A 17,432-nucleotide genomic window follows, 5' to 3' on the forward strand; every position below is an offset into this window, starting at 1 on the left:
CCCCCCCCCCCCCCCCCCCCCCCCCCCCCCCCCCCCCCCCCCCCCCCCCCCCCCCCCCCCCCCCCCCCCCCCCCCCCCCCCCCCCCCCCCCCCCCCCCCCCCACTGCGGGTGGTACGACCGGGGACGTCAGTGCCGCCCCCGGGGCGGGGTCAGCGCTGCGGGCCGATCCCGTTGGAGTTGAGCCCCTCGATGATGCGCGAGGACTCGTCGAAGCCGATCACCACGATCGCGTCGGGGGCGAAGTCGACCATCTGCTGCACCTCGGAGTCGAAGTTCGCAGCCTGCGGGTCGTAGATGATCGTCTGGATGTCGCCCTCGGCGAGGCCGGCGGCCTGCAGGTTGTTGGAGACGTTCTCCGCCAGCCCGGTGCCGTACGGGTCGTTGAGGGCCAGGATGCCGACGGTGTTGTTGCCGTCCTCGACGATGAGGTCGGCCAGCGCCTCGGCCTGCAGGGTGTCCGGCGGGGCCGTGCGGAAGTACAGCCCGTTGTCGTTGTACGTCGTGAACTGGTCCGACGTGTTGGCCGGCGAGAACTGCAGGACGCCGGCGCCGGTGATCGTGTCGATGACCGTCAGGCTCACGCCCGAGGACGCCGCACCGATGATCGCGTTCGCGCCGGCCTGGAGCAGCGCGTCGACCGACTGGGTCGCGATGTCGGTGGTGGTGTCACCGGAGTCGCGCTGGATGAGCTGCACCTGCTGGCCGAGCACGCCACCGGCGGCGTTGATGTCGTTGACCGCCAGCTGGGCGCCCGCGATCTCCGGCGGGCCGAGGAACGCGAGGTTGCCGGTCTCCGGCAGCAGCGTGCCGATGATCAGCGGCGTGGGCGAGGTGGTGCCGGCCGGCGCCGGGGCGGGGCCCTCGTCGGTGGTGGCGTTCGCCTCGTCACCCGGGATGACGTAGCGCGTGGCGCTGTCGTCGATCCGGTTGTCGTCGCCGAACTGCTGGATGCCGATGCTGGCCTGGGCCGGCTCGCCGGCGTCGGTGAAGCTCAGCGGGCCGGACTGGCCGTCGTAGTCGGGGTTGCCGCCGCCGTTGACGATCTCCAGGCACGAGGCGAAGTCCTCGCACTTGTCACCGCCCACGGTGACGCCGTTGACGAAGGCCTTGAAGACGTTGGCGTCGGTGGTGCCGGCCATCTGCGAGGCGAGCGCGGTGATGACGATCGCGTCGTAGGTCTCACCGGCGTAGTTGAAGTCGACGAGGTCGGGGTTGACCTCCAGCAGCCGGTCGCGGAAGTCGCCGGACAGCTCGGTGAGGGGCAGCGTGCCCTTCATGCCGGCCAGCGCCCCCTCCCCGGAGAGCCGCTCGCCGAGCGCGTTGCCCATGTTGCCGTCGGACCCGTAGACGTTGACCTGCTTCTCGCCGCCGCCGTCGCCACCGCCGTTGGCACTGCCGCCCTCGTCGTCCCCGCCGCCGCAGGCGGTCAGGACGAGCAGGGCCGCGGCGCTGATGGCGGCGCTCCGGGCGAGGATGCCTGTGCGCATCAAACAACTCCCACTGTGCTGTCGGTCGTGCACTCGGCCAGCCCTGGCCGGGTGGCCTGGTCAGTGGGGGGAAGGTAGCTGCCGGATCCGGGTGCGGAACGGGGGTCGCCCGGACCGTGATGAGGTCGTGACCTCCTCGAACCCGGCCCGACACACGCCCCGGGCCGGGGCCCTCACCGGGAGACGCCGGTCACTCCGCGGGGGCCTCGGCCTCCTGCGGGTCGAGGATGCGCTGCGCCAGCGCCTTCATCGACGTCCGCTCGTTCATCGCCGTGCGCTGGATGAAGCGGAACGCCTCCGCCTCCGTCATGCCCTGGTCGGCCATCAGCCGGCCCTTGGCCCGCTCGACCACCTTGCGCGCCTCCAGCCGCTCCTCCAGCGTCCGGACCTCGCCGTCGAGCGCCGACAGCTCGGCGAAGCGCGCCCGGGCGACCTCGATCGCCGGCACCAGGTCGTTCTTGGAGAACGGCTTCACCAGGTAGGCCATCGCGCCGGCGTCCCGGGCCCGCTCGACCAGCTCCCGCTGGCTGAACGCGGTGAGGACGATGACCGGCGCCACCCGGGCCGCGGCGATCTGCTCGGCCGCCGACAGCCCGTCGAGCACCGGCATCTGGATGTCGAGGATCACCAGGTCGGGCCGCAGCTCCGTGGCGCGGTCGACGGCCTGCTGCCCGTCACCGACCTCGGCGACGACGACGTACCCCTCCTCCTCCAGCATCTCCTTGAGGTCGAGGCGGATGAGCGCCTCGTCCTCCGCGATGAGGACCCGGATCGACTCGCTGCTCACGCGCGGGAGCCTAGCGATGCCGGAGGGTCGGCGACCGACGGCTAGGCTGCTCGGGCAGCCGGAGCACCACTCCGGCACGCCCCCGTACCCCAATCGGCAGAGGGAGCGGATTCAAAACCCGCGCAGTGTGCGTTCGAGTCGCACCGGGGGCACCTGACAGCAGGCGGCAGACGAGCGGTCCACGACCCGCGCGCGGGGCCAACCGTCGCGTGCCGGGACGGCGGCCATACGGTGGCACCGTGAGCTCGCCGACGCCGCCGCACATGACCCCCGAGCAGTTCCGGCAGCACGGGCACGAGGTCGTCGACTGGATCGCCGACTACTGGACCCGCATCGCCACCTTCCCGGTCCGCTCCCCCGTCGCCCCCGGCGACGTCCGCGAGTCCCTGCCCGCCGCGCCCCCGGAGCAGGGTGAGCCGTTCTCCGCGGTCCTCGGCGACCTCGAGCGGGTCGTGCTGCCCGGCGTGACGCACTGGCAGCACCCCGGTTTCTTCGGCTACTTCCCGGCCAACACCTCCGGCCCCTCGGTCCTCGGCGACCTGGTGTCCTCCGGGCTCGGCGTGCAGGGCATGTCGTGGGTGACCAGCCCCGCGGCCACCGAGCTCGAGCAGCACGTCATGGACTGGTTCGCCGAGCTGCTCGGGCTCCCGGCGTCCTTCCGCTCGACCGGCACCGGCGGCGGCGTGGTCCAGGACTCGAGCTCCGGCGCCAACCTGGTCGCGCTGCTGGCCGCCCTGCACCGGGCCAGCGGCGGGGCCACCGTGCGCGACGGGGTGCGTCCGGAGGAGTACACGGTCTACGTCTCCTCCGAGACCCACTCCTCGATGGAGAAGGCGGTGCGGGTGGCGGGCCTGGGCGCCGACGCCGTCCGCCTCGTCGAGGTCGACGGGGACCTGGCGATGCGTCCGGCAGCGCTGGCCGCCCGCCTGGAGCGCGACACCGCCCGCGGGTTCCGGCCGGTGCTGGTCTGCGCGACCGTGGGGACGACGTCGACCACCGCCGTCGACCCGCTCGCCGAGCTCGGCCCGATCTGTCAGCGCCACGGCGTGTGGCTGCACGTGGACGCCGCCTACGCGGGCGTCAGCGCCGTCGCCCCGGAGCTGCGCGCCCTGCAGGCCGGTGTCGAGTGGGCCGACAGCTACACGACCGACGCCCACAAGTGGCTGCTCACCGGCTTCGACGCGACGCTGTTCTGGGTGTCCGACCGCGCCGCGCTCACGGGGGCGCTGGCGATCCTGCCGGAGTACCTGCGCAACGCCGCCACCGACGCCGGCACCGTCGTCGACTACCGCGACTGGCAGATCGAGCTCGGCCGCCGGTTCCGCGCGCTCAAGCTCTGGTTCGTCCTGCGCTGGTACGGCGCGGAGGGTCTGCGCGCCCACATCCGCTCCGGGGTCGCCCTGGCCCAGGAGCTGGCCGCCTGGGCCGACGCCGACGACCGGTTCGACGTCGCGACCCCGCACCCGCTGTCGCTGGTGTGCCTGCGCCCCCGCTGGCCCGACGAGGTGGACGCCGACGTCGCCACGATGACCCTGCTGGAGCGGCTCAACGACGGCGGGGAGGTGTTCCTCACCCACACCACCGTCCGCGGTCAGGTCGTGCTGCGGGTGGCCATCGGCGCGCCGACCACCACCCGGGCCCACGTCGAGCGGGCGTGGGCGCTGCTGTGCGAGGGGCACGACTGGCTGGCCGCCGACTTCGCCGAGTCCGCCGCCGAGCGGGCCCGCGCCGAGGCCGAGCGGCGGGCGGCCACGCTGGCGGCCGCGGGCGCCGGCACACCCACGGGTGCCGCCACGCCGCCGGACGGCGTCGTGGAGGTCCCGGCCGCCCAGGACGAGACCGCCGCCCAGGCCGAGGGACAGCAGGAGCTGCCCACCGGACCGGACGCCGGGGCCGGCAGCCGGCCGGCGGCCGCGCTGCCGGAGGCCGACGTCGTCACCTCCCCGGCCGGCGAGGCGGCGGTCGCCGAGGAGACCGACGCCGCGGGCGCCCGGGGCACCGGCTCCTGAGCCGCCCGGGTCAGGAGCCGACGGCGCGCAGCAGCCCCTCCTGGGCGACGGTGGCCACGTGCGTGCCGTCGGCGGACCAGATGCGGCCGAAGCACAGCGCCCGCCCCCCGGAGGCGGCCGGGCTGTCGGTCTCGTAGAGGAACCACTCGTCGGCGCGGACCGGCGCGTGGAACCACACCGCGTGGTCCAGGCTGGCACCGGCGTACCGGTCACCCCAGCCCCCGACACGCACCAGGCCCGCCCCCAGCAGCGTGAGGTCACTGACGAAGGTCAGTGCCGCGGCGTGCACGGCCGGCTCGTCCGGGAGCCGGCCGGCGACCCGCATCCAGACCCGCGTCGGCGGCTCCTTGGCCTGCCCGTCGAAGGGGTCCTCCAGCAGCCGCTGCTCGACCGCCCGGCTGATCTCCATCGCCGCCGACCCCTCCTTCCCGTGGCGGGCGGCGACGTCGGCCAGTGACGGCAGCTCGTCCGGCGCGGGGACGACCGGCATCGGCAGTGCGTGCTCCACCACGGCCGGCTCCGCGACGTGGAAGTCCGCGGTCAGCGCGAAGATGGCGACGTCCTCGCCCTTGCGCCGCTGGCAGCCGATCACGCGGCGGGTGGTGAACGAGCGCCCGTCGCGGATGCGGTCCACGGTGTAGCGGATCTCCTCGTGCGGGTCACCGGGCCGCAGGAAGTAGGCGTGCAGCGAGTGCACGTCCCGGCCCGCCGGCACCGTGCGCCCGGCCGCCATCAGCGCCTGGCCGGCGACCTGACCGCCGAAGATGCGCTGCAGCCGCGTCGTCGGCGTCTGACCGACGAAGACGTCGGGCTCCCGCTCCTCGAGGTCGAGCACCTGCAGGAGCGCGGCGGCCTGGCTGTCGCCGTCCCCCGCCGGGCCGCTCATGAGTCGGTGCCCACCTCGTGCACCCGGATGAGGTTGGTCGAGCCGACGGTGTTGGGCGGGCTGCCCGCGACGACCACGACCCGGTCGCCCTCCTTGAGCCGGCCGATGGACAGCAGGGAGAAGTCCACCTGCCGCACCATGTCGTCGGTGTGCTGCACCTCGGGCACGAGGAAGGTCTCCACGCCCCAGGACAGCGCCAGCTGGCTGCGCACGCGCGCATCGACGGTGAAGGCCAGCAGCGGCTGCCGCGGGTGCAGCGCGGCCAGGCGGCGGGCGGTGTCGCCGGTCTGCGTGAACGTGGCGAGGGCCTTGACCGCCAGGGTCTCGCCGACGTCCTTGGCCGCGCGGACGATCGCACCCGAGCGCGACCGCGAGATGCGCACCAGGTCGGGGACGGCGGTGTCCTCGCTCTCGACCGCGTCGATGATCCGCTCCATGGTGCGCACCGCGGCGATCGGGTAGCGGCCCACCGAGGTCTCCCCCGAGAGCATGACCGCGTCGGCACCGTCGAGGACGGCGTTGGCGACGTCGGAGGCCTCGGCGCGGGTGGGCCGCGAGGAGCTGATCATCGACTCGAGCATCTGGGTGGCCACGATGACCGGCTTGTTGCGCTCCCGCGCGGCCTGCACGGCCCGCTTCTGCACCAACGGCACCTGCTCCAGCGGCAGCTCCACACCGAGGTCGCCGCGGGCGACCATGATGCCGTCGAAGGCCTCGACGATCGCCTCGAGGTTCTCGACCGCCTCCGGCTTCTCCAGCTTGGCGATGACGGGGACGGAGATGTCCTCCTGCCGCATGATGTCGCGGACCAGCTCCACGTCGCGCGGTGAGCGCACGAACGACAGGGCGATGAAGTCCACGCCCAGGTGCAGGGCGAAGCGGAGGTCCTCCTCGTCCTTGTCCGACAGGGCGGGCACGCTCACCGCGACGCCGGGCAGCGAGAGACCCTTGTTGTTGGAGACCTCGCCGCCCTCGACGACCAGGCACCACACGTCGGGGCCGTCCACGGCGACGACCGACAGGGCCAGCTTGCCGTCGTCGACGAGCAGCCGGTCGCCGACACGGGCGTCGGAGGCCAGGCCCTTGTAGGTGGTGGAGACCCGCTCGGCGGTGCCCTCGACGTCCTCGACGGTGACGCAGACCCGGCTGCCGGTGGGCCACACGACCGGGCCGTCGGTGAACGTGCCCAGCCGGATCTTGGGGCCCTGCAGGTCGGCGAGGACGGCGACGGCGTGGCCGGTGCGGTCGGAGGCCTCCCGGACCAGGCGGTAGGCCTTCTCGTGGTCGGCGTGTGCGCCGTGGCTGAAGTTCAGCCGGGCGACGTCCATCCCGGACTCGACGAGGGCGGTGACCTGCTCCAGCGAACCGGTCGCCGGCCCCAGGGTGCAGACGATCTTGGCGCGACGCGACATGGCACAGACGCTATCCGGCTCGCGGGCACTTCGCGGGCAGGACCCCTGTGAGCGCTCACATCCGCCCCACCAGACGAGGAGGACCCCGTCCCCCTCACCCCTCGCCGGCTCGGGGTGAGCCCGCGGACGGGACGGGGACGGGGTCCTCCGGGACGGGTCCTCCTACCGGAGGGCCACCGCCGTGGGCGTCACCGGTCGCGGCAGCATCGAGGCCCCGGTCAGCCAGGTGTCGACGGCGCCGGCCGCGGCCCGCCCCTCGGCGATGGCCCACACGATCAGCGACTGCCCGCGGCCCATGTCACCGGCGACGAAGACACCGGGGACGCTGGACATGAACTCGCCGTCGCGCGCGATGTTGCCGCGCCCGTCGACCTCGACACCGAGGGCCTCGACCAGGCCGGTGCGCTGGGCACCGGTGAAGCCCATGGCCAGGAACACCAGGTCGGCGGGGAGCTCGCGCTCGGTGCCCTCCACCTTCTGGAACCGGCCGTCGACCCGCTCCACCTCGTGGAGGAGCAGGGCCCGCACGCGGCCGTCCTCGTGGCCGAGGAAGCGCTCGGTGTTGACGCTGTAGAGCCGCTCCCCGCCCTCCTCGTGGGCGCTGGAGACGCGCATGATCATCGGGTACGTGGGCCACGGGTTGCTGGCCTGGTCCCGGCGGTCCGGCGGGGCCGGCATGATCTCCAGCTGGGTGACCGAGGCCGCGCCCTGCCGGTGGGCGGTGCCCAGGCAGTCCGCGCCGGTGTCACCGCCACCGATGATCACCACGTGCTTGCCGCGCGCGTTGATCGGCGGGTCGTCGAGCTCGCCGAGGGCCTGCCGGTTGCCGAAGGGCAGGTACTCCATGGCCAGGTGGATGCCGGAGAGCTCGCGGCCCGGGGCCGGCAGGTCGCGGCCCACGGTGGCGCCGCCGGCGAGCACGACCGCGTCGTACTCGGCGCGCAGCTGCTCGGTCGACAGGTCGTCGGCACCGCTGCCGCCCACCTCGACCCCGGTGACGAACCGGGTGCCCTCGGCCCGCATCTGGTCCAGCCGCCGGTCCAGGACGGCCTTCTCCATCTTGAACTCGGGGATGCCGTAGCGGAGCAGCCCGCCGACGCGGTCGGCCCGCTCGTACACGGTCACGTCGTGACCGGCGCGGGTCAGCTGCTGGGCGGCGGCCAGGCCGGCCGGGCCCGAGCCGATGACGGCGACCTTCTTGCCGGTGTGCTCCTGCGGCGGCACCGGCTTGACGAGGTCCCGCTGGAAGGCCTGGTCGATGATCTCCCACTCGATCTGCTTGATCGTGACCGGCGACTCCTGCAGGTTCAGCACGCAGGAGCCCTCGCACGGCGCCGGGCACAGCTTCCCGGTGAACTCCGGGAAGTTGTTGGTGGCGTGCAGCCGCTCGATCGCCTCGGTCCAGTCGTCGCGGCGGGCGAGGTCGTTCCACTCCGGGATCAGGTTGCCCAGCGGGCAGCCGTGGTGGCAGAACGGGATGCCGCAGTCCATGCAGCGCGCCGCCTGCTGGCGGACCGCCGCCACCGGGAAGACCGCGTCCTCCCCGTCCTGGCGGGAGAGGTAGACGTCCTTCCAGTCCAGGATCCGGACGTCGACCGGACGCCGCGGCGGCAGCGCCCGGTCGTGCTTGAGGAAACCCGTCGAGTCAGCCACGTGCGGCCTCCATCAGTGCCCTGTCCACATCCGTTCCGGCGGCCTCGGCGGCGCGCCGGGCCTCGACCGCGCGACGGTAGTCACGCGGCATGATCACGCTGAAGCGCTCCGACCAGCGGCCCCAGTCGGCCAGCAGCGCGGACGCCACCGGCGACTCGGTGTCCTCGGCGTAGCGGACCAGCACGTCGCGCAGCCACTGCGCGTTCTCCCCGTCCAGCGGCTCGACGTCGACCATCTCGCCGTTGACGCGGTGGCGGGCCAGGTCCAGCACGTAGGCGATGCCGCCGGACATGCCCGCCGCGATGTTGCGCCCGGTCGGGCCGAGGATCACCGCGCGGCCCCCGGTCATGTACTCCAGCGCGTGGTCGCCCACGCCCTCGACGACGGCCAGCGCGCCGGAGTTGCGCACGCAGAACCGCTCGCCGACGCGTCCGCGCAGGAAGATCTCCCCCGCCGTGGCGCCGTAGCCGATGACGTTGCCGGCGATGACGTTGTCCTCGGCGGCGAAGGTGGCCTCCCGCGCGGGGCGGACGACGATCCGCCCGCCGGACAGGCCCTTGCCGACGTAGTCGTTGGCGTCGCCCAGCAGCCGCATGGTGATGCCCCGCGGCACGAACGCGCCGAAGGACTGCCCGGCCGACCCGGTGAAGGTCAGGTCGATCGTGCCCTCGGGCAGGCCCTCGCCGCCGAAGCGCCGGGTGACCATCGAGCCGAGCATCGTGCCGACGGTGCGGTTGACGTTGCGCACCGGCAGCTCGAGGCTGACCGGCCGCGCGTCGAGCAGCGCGCCCTCGCACAGCTGGATGAGGGTCTGGTCCAGCGCGACGTCCAGGCCGTGGTCCTGCTCCCGCACGCGGCGGCGCGCCGCCCCCTCGGGCAGCTCGGGCACCGCCAGCACCGGCGTGAGGTCCAGCCCGGCGGCCTTCCAGTGGTCGACGGCCTTGCGGGTGTCGAGCAGCTCGGCGTGGCCGATCGCCTCGTCGAGGGAGCGGAAGCCCAGCTCGGCGAGGTACTGGCGGACCTGCTCGGCCAGGAACTCGAAGAACGTGACCACGAACTCCGGGCGCCCGGTGAACCGCTTGCGCAGCTCCGGGTTCTGGGTGGCGACGCCGACCGGGCAGGTGTCCAGGTGGCAGACGCGCATCATCACGCAGCCGGAGACGACCAGCGGAGCGGTGGCGAAGCCGTACTCCTCGGCGCCCAGCAGCGCGGCGATGACGACGTCCCGGCCGGTCTTCATCTGACCGTCGCACTGCACGACGATGCGGTCGCGCAGGCCGTTGGCCAACAGCGTCTGCTGCGTCTCGGCCAGGCCCAGCTCCCACGGCGAGCCGGCGTGCTTGAGCGAGGTCAGCGGCGCGGCGCCGGTGCCGCCGTCGTGCCCGGAGATCAGGACGACGTCGGCGTGGGCCTTGCTCACCCCGGCCGCGACCGTCCCGACCCCGACCTCGGAGACCAGCTTGACGTGGACCCGCGCCTCGTTGTTGGCGTTCTTCAGGTCGTGGATCAGCTGCTTGAGGTCCTCGATCGAGTAGATGTCGTGGTGCGGCGGCGGGCTGATCAGGCCGACGCCCGGCGTGGAGTGCCGGGTGCGGGCCACCCACGGGTAGACCTTCTGGCCGGGCAGCTGGCCGCCCTCGCCGGGCTTGGCGCCCTGGGCCATCTTGATCTGGATGTCGTCGGCGTTGACCAGGTACTCGCTGGTGACACCGAACCGGCCGCTGGCCACCTGCTTGATCGCCGAGCGGCGCAGGTCGCCGTTGGGGTCGGGCACGAAGCGGTCGGGGTCCTCGCCGCCCTCACCGGTGTTGGACTTGCCGCCCAGCCGGTTCATGGCGATCGCGAGGGTCTCGTGGGCCTCCTGCGAGATGGAGCCGTAGCTCATCGCGCCGGTGGAGAACCGCTTGACGATCTCGCTGACCGGCTCGACCTCCTCCAGCGGCACCGCAGGGCGCACGCCGGTCCGGAGCGTGAACAGCCCGCGCAGCGTCGCGGCGTCCTCGGAGAGCTGGTCGACGGTGTCCGTGTACTTCTCGAACACCTCGTACTGGCGCGCCCGGGTGGCGTGCTGGAGCAGGAACACCGTCTCGGGGTTGAACAGGTGCACCTCGCCCTCGCGGCGCCACTGGTACTCGCCACCGGTCTCCAGGCGGCGGTGCGCGCGCTCGGTCGGGTTCTCCGGGTAGGCGCGGCGGTGGCGCATGGCCACCTCCTCGGCGAGGACGTCGATGCCGACACCGCCCAGCGGGCAGGAGGTGCCAGTGAAGTACTCGTCGACGACCTCCTGGGACAGGCCGACCGCCTCGAAGATCTGCGCCATCGTGTACGAGCCGACGGTGCTGATGCCCATCTTGCTCATGACCTTGAGGACGCCCTTGCCCAGCGCCTTGACCACGTTGCGGTTGGCCTGGGCGGGCTCGACGCCGGTGAGGACGCCGTCGCGGATGAGGTCCTCGATCGACTCGAACGCCAGGTAGGGGTTGACCGCGGCGGCGCCGTAGCCGAGCAGCAGCGCGACGTGGTGCACCTCGCGGCAGTCCCCGGACTCGACGACCAGGCCGACCTCCATGCGGGTCTTCTGCCGCACGAGGTGGTGGTGGACCGCGGCGGTCATCAGCAGCGACGGGATGGGGGCGCGCTTCTCGTCGCAGTCGCGGTCGGAGAGCACGATGATCCGCGCGCCGGCGGCGATCGCCTTGCTGACCTTGGTCCGCAGCTGCTCGACCGCCTCGGCCAACGCCGTCCCGCCGCCGTTGACGTCGAAGTGGCCGGTGATCCGGACCGCGGCGTACCCGGGCAGGTCGCCGTCGTCGTCGATGTGCAGGATCTTGGCCAGCTCGTCGTTGTCGATGACCGGGAAGGGCAGGAACACCTGCCGGCAGGACGCCGGGGTGGCGTGCAGCAGGTTCTGCTCCGGGCCGAAGGTGCGCCCGAGGCTGGTCACCAGCTCCTCGCGGATGGCGTCCAGCGGCGGGTTGGTCACCTGGGCGAACAGCTGCCCGAAGTAGTCGTAGAGCAGCCGCGACCGGTCCGACAGCGCCGCGACCGGGGTGTCGGTGCCCATCGAGCCGATCGGCTCGGCGGCGGTCGACGCCATCGGCGTGAGCAGGACCCGCAGGTCCTCCTCGGTGTAGCCGAACAGCAGCTGCCGGCGGACGACGGACTCGTGGCTGGGCCGGGCGCGGCGGCGCTCGGGCAGCGTGGGCAGGTGCACCAGGCCGGCGTGCAGCCAGTCCTCGTAGGGGTGCTCGCCGGCGAGCGCGCCCTTCACCTCCTCGTCGGAGACGATCTTGCCCAGGCCGGTGTGCACCAGGAACATGCGGCCGGGCTGCAGCCGGCCCTTGGCCACGACCTCGGAGTCGGGGATGTCCAGCACGCCGACCTCGCTGGCGAGGACGACGAGGTCGTCCTTGGTGTGCCACCAGCGGCCGGGGCGCAGGCCGTTGCGGTCGAGGACGGCGCCGATCAGCGTGCCGTCGGTGAACGCCACCGCGGCCGGGCCGTCCCAGGGCTCCATGATCGAGGAGTGGAACCGGTAGAAGGCCCGGCGGGCCGGGTCCATCTCGTCGTGGTTCTCCCACGCCTCCGGGATCATCATGAGGATCGCGTGCGGCAGCGAGCGGCCGGACAGGTGCAGCAGCTCCAGCACCTCGTCGAAGGTGGCCGAGTCGCTGAAGTCGCTGGCGGTGACCGGGAAGATCCGCTCCAGCCCCAGCTCGGAGGCGGGGCCGGCCGGGCCGTCGAACAGGGCCGTCTCGAGCTTGGCCTCGCGGGCCCGCATCCGGTTGCGGTTGCCCTTGATGGTGTTGATTTCGCCGTTGTGCGCGATCAGCCGGAACGGGTGGGCCAGCGGCCAGCTCGGGAAGGTGTTGGTGGAGAACCGGCTGTGCACCAGGGCGATCGCCGACTCGTAGCGCTCGTCGCGCAGGTCGGGGAAGAACGCGGGCAGCTGGTCGGTGGTCAGCATGCCCTTGTAGGTGATCGTCCGTGACGACAGCGAGGCGATGTAGAGGGAGCTGCCGGCCTCGGCGGCGGTCCGCTCGGCCCGCTTGCGCAGCACGAAGGCGCGCCGCTCGAGCCGGGTGACGCCGTTGGGGGCCGCGTTGCCGCCGAACGCGGTGGTGTCGGCGCGGGCGCCCATGGTCTCGGCGACGAACAGCTGGGCGAAGTGCGGCATGACCGCGCGCGCGGTGGGGCCGACGTCGGCGCCGTCGGGGTCGACCGGCAGCTCGCGCCAGCCGAGGACGGTCAGCCCCTCCTCAGCGGCGAGGCGGGCCACGTCCTCGTACCGGGCGGCCCGCTCGGCCTCGTCGACCGGCAGGAACGCGATGCCGACGGCGTACTCGCCCAGCGGCGGCAGGTCGAAGTCGACCTCGGCCCGCAGGAGGGCGTCGGGCACCTGGGTCAGGATGCCGGCGCCGTCACCGGAGTTCGGCTCGGAGCCGGCCGCGCCCCGGTGGTCCAGGTTGTGCAGCGCGGTGAGGCCGGCGGAGACGATCCGGCGGCTGCGCCGTCCCCGGACGTCGGCGACGAAGGCCACGCCACAGGCGTCCTTGTCGTTGGCCGGGTCGTACAGGCCGGCGGCCGGCGGCACCGCGGAGAACGGGACGGCGGTCCCGCGCGGGGCGGGGGTTCCCGTGCCGGAGGCGGCAGAACCGGTGGCGGGGGCGGGGAACTCGGACATGTCACTCCCGTCGTCGGCGCGCCGTCCGCGGCCGTCGGCGATGACGGGAGCGGGCGGGGGGCGGAGGCCCGGGGCCGGTGGTCAGAGGGCAGAGGGGTGCAGCACTGCGGGAGAGCCGCGGCGGGGGGCGATCCGTGATCGCCGGTCCCGCACTGGCTCACGAGCCCCGGAGGTGGTGCCCCCCGAGGCTGTCGTCCGCGGGGCGGCGCTGGCCCGGTTCCGACGCAAGCGCCCTCGCCAGGATCACTGAGAGGGCCTGGGCAGAAGGGTACACAGACGTAACACCGCACTCACACCGCCAAACCCGAGCCGCGGCGCGTCCCGCTCAACTCTCCGTGCGGCGCCCGCGATCGTCCTCACCAGCGGGTTCGCCGTCCACCGGCTCGCCGCCGCCGGACGCCACCGCCGGCGACGCGGCGGCGGGGCCGCGGTCGGGGCCGACAGTGTCGGGAGTCTCACGTCCGCGGGTGACCACCTCGCGCGGACGGCCCCGCTGCCAGACCAGGTAGGCCACGGCGAGCAGGCCGACGACGACCGCGGTGAACACGTTGAGCCGGACGCCGAAGAAGGTCTCCGCGGGGTCGGTGCGCAGCAGTTCGACCCACAGCCGGCCGGCGCAGTAGCTGGCCACGTAGAGGGCGAACGCGCGACCGTGGCCGAGGCGGAACCGGCGGTCGGCCCAGATGACCAGGGCGGCCGCGGCGAGGTTCCACAGCAGCTCGTAGAGGAACGTCGGGTGGAACGTGCCCAGCACCACCGGCTGGCCGTCGGCCCCGACGACGGCGCCGGTGCCGTTCCACTCGTGGATCGTCAGCCCCCACGGCAGGTCGGTCGGGCCGCCGTAGAGCTCGTTGTTGAACCAGTTGCCCAGCCGGCCGATGGCCTGGGCGACCAGCAGCCCCGGCGCCAGCGCGTCGGCGAAGGCCGGCAGCGGGATGTCGCGGCGGCGGCAGGCGATCCACGCGCCCACCCCGCCGAGGGCGATGGCGCCCCAGATGCCGAGGCCGCCCTCCCAGATGGCGAAGGCGCGCAGCGGGTCCCCGCCCTCCCCGAAGTAGGGCCGGGGGCTGGTGACCACGTGGTAGAGCCGGCCGCCGACGATGCCGAAGGGGACGGCCCAGACGGCGATGTCGAGGACGTCGCCCTCCGCTCCGCCGCGGGCCCGCCAGCGCCGGTCGGTCAGCCAGATCGCCGCGACGATGCCGGCGATGATGCACAGCGCGTAGGCGCGGATGGGCAGCGGGCCGACCTCCCAGACACCCTGGGTGGGGCTGGGGATGGCGGCCAACGCCGTCATGCCGGCGCCCCCGCCCGGCGGCGGACGCCCCCGGCCAGCTCGGCCGCCAGCGCGCGGACGCCGGCGGGCCCGCGGCCGTCGAGCAGGGTGCGCACGAACGCCGAGCCGACGATGACGCCGTCGGCGAAGGCGGCCACCTCGGCGGCCTGGTCGCCGTCGGACACCCCCAGGCCCACGCACACCGCGAGGTCCGGGGCGGCCGCGCGGGTGCGGGCGACGAGCTTCTCCGCGGCGTCGCCGACGGTGGCCCGGGTGCCGGTGACCCCCATCGTCGAGGCGGCGTAGACGAAGCCGCGGCAGGCGGCGGTCGTGGACACCAGCCGGGCCTCGGTGGACGACGGCGCCACGAGGAACACGCGGTCGAGGTCGGCGCGCTCGGCGGCGGCCAGCCAGTCGGCGGCCTCGTCGGGGATCAGGTCGGGGGTGATCGCCCCCGCTCCCCCGGCGGCGGCCAGGTCGGTGGCGAACCGCTCGACGCCGTAGCGCTCGATCGGGTTCCAGTAGCTCATGACCACCGGCACGGCGCCCGCCGCGGCGACCGCCTCGACCGCGCGCAGCGCGTCGCGCATGCCCACGCCCGCACGCACGGCCACGTCCACGGCCTGCTGGATCACCGGCCCGTCCATGCCGGGGTCGCTGTACGGGACGCCGACCTCGACGACGTCCGCCCCGCCCTCGACCGCGGCGACCATCGCCTCGATGGAGGCGTCCACGTCGGGGTAGCCGACCGGCAGGTAGGCGACCAGCGCCGAGCGCCCCTCTCCCCGCGCCGCCGCGATCCGGTCCGCCAACAGACTCACGCCGTCTCCCCCGCGTCCTGGCCGGCGACGGCCTCGTCGTTGCTGACCGCACCCTCGGTGGGCTGCTGGTCGGTGTCCAGGCCCGGCCCCGGGTCGACCTCCTCGCGGTCGCCCAGCCCGAACCAGCGCGACGCCGTCTCGACGTCCTTGTCGCCGCGACCGGAGAGGTTGACCAGCAGCAGCGGGGGTCCGTCCCCCCGCGCACCGGCCCCGCGCGCCGCCAGCTCCTTGCCGAGCTGCAGGGCGCCGGCCAGGGCGTGCGCGGATTCGATGGCCGGGATGATGCCCTCGGTGCGGCACAGCAGCGCGAAGGCCTCCATGGCCTCGGCGTCGGTGACCGGGCGGTACTCGGCCCGGCCGGTGCTGTGCAGGTAGGAGTGCTCCGGGCCGACGCCCGGGTAGTCCAGGCCGGCGCTGATCGAGTGGGACTCGATGGTCTGCCCGTTGTCGTCCTGCAGGAGGAACGAGCGGGCGCCGTGGAGCACGCCCGGCGACCCGCCGGTGATCGTGGCCGCGTGCCGGCCGGTGTCCACCCCGTCGCCGCCGGCCTCCAGGCCGATCAGGCGCACCCCCTCGTCGGGCACGAAGGCGGTGAAGATGCCGATGGCGTTCGAGCCGCCGCCCACGCAGGCGAGGACGGCGTCGGGCAGCCGGCCCTCCCGCTCGAGCACCTGGGCGCGCGCCTCGTCGCCGATGACCCGCTGGAAGTCGCGGACCATCGCCGGGAACGGGTGCGGGCCGGCCACCGTGCCGAACACGTAGTTGGTGGTCTCGACGTTGGTGACCCAGTCGCGGAACGCCTCGTTGATCGCGTCCTTGAGGGTGCGGGAGCCGGTGGTGACCGGGATGACCTCCGCGCCGAGCAGCCGCATCCGGGCGACGTTGAGCGCCTGCCGGCGGGTGTCCTCCTCGCCCATGTAGACCGTGCACGACAGCCCCATGAGCGCCGCGGCCGTCGCCGTGGCCACGCCGTGCTGACCGGCCCCGGTCTCGGCGATCACGCGGGTCTTGCCGATGCGCTTGGTGAGCAGCGCCTGGCCCAGCACGTTGTTGATCTTGTGTGAGCCGGTGTGGTTGAGGTCCTCGCGCTTGAGCAGCACGCGCACCCCGCCGGCGTGCTCGGCGAACTTCGGCACCTCGGTGATCGGGCTGGGGCGGCCGGTGTAGTCCCGCTGCAGCCGGTCGAACTCCGCGAGGAAGGCCGGGTCGACCCGCATCGCCTCGTAGGCCTCGGTGAGCTCGTCGAGGGCGGCGATCAGGGCCTCGGGGACGAAGCGGCCACCGAAGACGCCGAAGTGGCCGGTGGCGTCGGGCCAGCCCGGGCGCGCCGGAAGGAGCTGGTCCTCGGGCTGCGGCGGGCTGGTCGTCGTCATGTCCTGATTGTCCCGCGCCGGTGGCCGGCGGTGGTGCAGGGGTCGCCGGGACGTGTCGCCGGCCCCCGGATCGACGCCTCGCGTCGCCGTCCCGGCTCCTGCGGCGGTCCCCCTGCTCCCGCGGTGGTGCACCGCCGCAGGAGCGGACGGAGGACCGCACGAGCCGGGCTCGGCCGCACCGGCCCCGGGGACGGCGGAATCAGCGGCTGGTGCGGGGGGTCGCCGGGTGGGAGCCGGCGGTGACCAGGTCGGCGACCGCCTGGCGGGCGTCGCCGGCGGTGACCAGACCCTCGCCGACGAGGACGGCGTCGGCACCGGCGGCGGCGTAGCTGATCAGGTCGTGCGGCCCGCGGACGCCGGACTCGGCGACCTTGACCACCCCCGACGGGAGCCCGGGCGCGATCCGCTCGAAGGTGGAGCGGTCGACCTGCAGGGTGGTGAGGTCGCGGGCGTTGACGCCGATGACGGCGGCGCCGGCGGCCAGCGCGCGGTCGGCCTCGGCCTCGGTGTGCACCTCCACCAGCGCGGTCATGCCGAGCGACTCGACCCGCTCGAGCAGACCCACGAGGGCGTTCTGCTCCAGCGCCGCGACGATGAGCAGGACGACGTCGGCACCGTGCGCGCGGGCCTCGTGCACCTGGTAGCTGCTGACGATGAAGTCCTTGCACAGGATCGGCACGTCGACGGCGGCCCGCACGGCCGCCAGGTCGGCGTGCGACCCGCCGAAGCGGCGCCGCTCGGTGAGCACGCTGACCACCCGGGCCCCGCCGTCGGCGTACTGCGCGGCGAGGACGGCCGGGTCGGGGATCTCCGCGAGCGCGCCCTTCGACGGGCTCTGCCGCTTCACCTCGGCGATGACCCCGACGCCGGGGGCGCGGAGGGCGGCCAGGGCGTCGCGCGCCGGACGGGCGTCCTGCGCGCGGGCCTTGACCTCGGCCAGCGGGGTGAGTGCCTCACGCGCCGCCAGGTCCTCGCGTACACCGGCGACGATCTCGTCGAGCACGGACACGTGTCCTCCCGCTGATCGTCGAACTGGCCTGGCG

11 protein-coding genes and 1 tRNA gene are annotated in these 17,432 nt (G+C 73.9%); 2 read left to right on the plus strand and 10 right to left on the minus strand.

Annotated features, from left to right (window positions below; genetic code table 11):
- Nucleotides 1-150 precede the first annotated feature (150 nt).
- Both ACI79E_RS20465 and ACI79E_RS20470 read right to left on the minus strand, forming a co-directional pair.
- Nucleotides 151-1,488: an ABC transporter substrate-binding protein gene (locus ACI79E_RS20465; protein WP_456934414.1), complete on the minus strand. Its 1,338-nt coding sequence runs from the start codon at nucleotides 1,486-1,488 to the stop codon at nucleotides 151-153.
- A gap of 190 nt (nucleotides 1,489-1,678) precedes the next feature.
- Nucleotides 1,679-2,275, minus strand: coding sequence for an ANTAR domain-containing response regulator (locus tag ACI79E_RS20470; protein ID WP_456934415.1), 597 nt, complete (start codon nucleotides 2,273-2,275; stop codon nucleotides 1,679-1,681).
- A 78-nt stretch (nucleotides 2,276-2,353) separates the two neighbouring features.
- Here ACI79E_RS20470 and ACI79E_RS20475 point away from each other — a divergent pair.
- Together ACI79E_RS20475 and ACI79E_RS20480 are read left to right on the plus strand one after the other, a co-directional pair.
- Nucleotides 2,354-2,427, plus strand: a tRNA-Leu gene (locus ACI79E_RS20475).
- 87 nt (nucleotides 2,428-2,514) lie between these two features.
- Nucleotides 2,515-4,284, plus strand: coding sequence for a pyridoxal-dependent decarboxylase (locus ACI79E_RS20480; protein WP_456934416.1), 1,770 nt, complete (start codon nucleotides 2,515-2,517; stop codon nucleotides 4,282-4,284).
- Between the two features lie 10 nt (nucleotides 4,285-4,294).
- Here ACI79E_RS20480 and ACI79E_RS20485 read toward each other — a convergent pair whose 3' ends face one another.
- From ACI79E_RS20485 to trpC, 8 genes are all read right to left on the minus strand, one after another.
- Nucleotides 4,295-5,170: an acyl-CoA thioesterase gene (locus ACI79E_RS20485; protein WP_456934417.1), complete on the minus strand. Its 876-nt coding sequence runs from the start codon at nucleotides 5,168-5,170 to the stop codon at nucleotides 4,295-4,297.
- On the minus strand, nucleotides 5,167-6,582 hold the full coding sequence (pyk, locus tag ACI79E_RS20490) for a pyruvate kinase (RefSeq protein ID WP_456934418.1): 1,416 nt from the start codon (nucleotides 6,580-6,582) through the stop codon (nucleotides 5,167-5,169). The genes ACI79E_RS20485 and pyk overlap by 4 nt, the downstream gene beginning before the upstream one ends.
- 162 nt (nucleotides 6,583-6,744) lie before the next feature.
- On the minus strand, nucleotides 6,745-8,235 hold the full coding sequence (locus ACI79E_RS20495) for a glutamate synthase subunit beta (RefSeq protein WP_456934419.1): 1,491 nt from the start codon (nucleotides 8,233-8,235) through the stop codon (nucleotides 6,745-6,747).
- Nucleotides 8,228-12,919 carry a glutamate synthase large subunit gene (gene gltB / locus ACI79E_RS20500; protein ID WP_456934420.1) on the minus strand — a complete coding sequence of 1,564 codons (4,692 nt, stop codon included), beginning with the start codon at nucleotides 12,917-12,919 and terminating at the stop codon, nucleotides 8,228-8,230. Before gltB ends, ACI79E_RS20495 begins: the two co-directional genes overlap by 8 nt.
- A 325-nt stretch (nucleotides 12,920-13,244) precedes the next feature.
- Nucleotides 13,245-14,216 (minus strand): prolipoprotein diacylglyceryl transferase, encoded by a 972-nt coding sequence (lgt, locus tag ACI79E_RS20505; RefSeq protein ID WP_456934421.1) that lies wholly within the window; start codon nucleotides 14,214-14,216, stop codon nucleotides 13,245-13,247.
- Nucleotides 14,213-15,016: a tryptophan synthase subunit alpha gene (gene trpA / locus ACI79E_RS20510; RefSeq protein ID WP_456934422.1), complete on the minus strand. Its 804-nt coding sequence runs from the start codon at nucleotides 15,014-15,016 to the stop codon at nucleotides 14,213-14,215. The genes lgt and trpA overlap by 4 nt, the downstream gene beginning before the upstream one ends.
- Nucleotides 15,013-16,389 carry a tryptophan synthase subunit beta gene (gene trpB / locus ACI79E_RS20515; protein ID WP_456934423.1) on the minus strand — a complete coding sequence of 459 codons (1,377 nt, stop codon included), beginning with the start codon at nucleotides 16,387-16,389 and terminating at the stop codon, nucleotides 15,013-15,015. The genes trpA and trpB overlap by 4 nt, the downstream gene beginning before the upstream one ends.
- A gap of 199 nt (nucleotides 16,390-16,588) precedes the next feature.
- Nucleotides 16,589-17,398, minus strand: a complete 810-nt coding sequence (gene trpC, locus ACI79E_RS20520) for an indole-3-glycerol phosphate synthase TrpC (RefSeq protein WP_456934424.1) — start codon at nucleotides 17,396-17,398, stop codon at nucleotides 16,589-16,591.
- Nucleotides 17,399-17,432 lie beyond the last annotated feature (34 nt).

The organism is Geodermatophilus sp. SYSU D00079 (assembly GCF_054050635.1).

Coding starts and splice junctions, on each gene's coding strand:
- lgt (WP_456934421.1), bottom strand. CDS start 14,216: ATGACGGCGTTGGCCGCCATCCCCAGCCCCACCCAGGGTGTCTGGGAG.
- ACI79E_RS20465 (WP_456934414.1), bottom strand. CDS start 1,488: ATGCGCACAGGCATCCTCGCCCGGAGCGCCGCCATCAGCGCCGCGGCC.
- gltB (WP_456934420.1), bottom strand. CDS start 12,919: ATGTCCGAGTTCCCCGCCCCCGCCACCGGTTCTGCCGCCTCCGGCACG.
- pyk (WP_456934418.1), bottom strand. CDS start 6,582: ATGTCGCGTCGCGCCAAGATCGTCTGCACCCTGGGGCCGGCGACCGGT.
- trpB (WP_456934423.1), bottom strand. CDS start 16,389: ATGACGACGACCAGCCCGCCGCAGCCCGAGGACCAGCTCCTTCCGGCG.
- ACI79E_RS20485 (WP_456934417.1), bottom strand. CDS start 5,170: ATGAGCGGCCCGGCGGGGGACGGCGACAGCCAGGCCGCCGCGCTCCTG.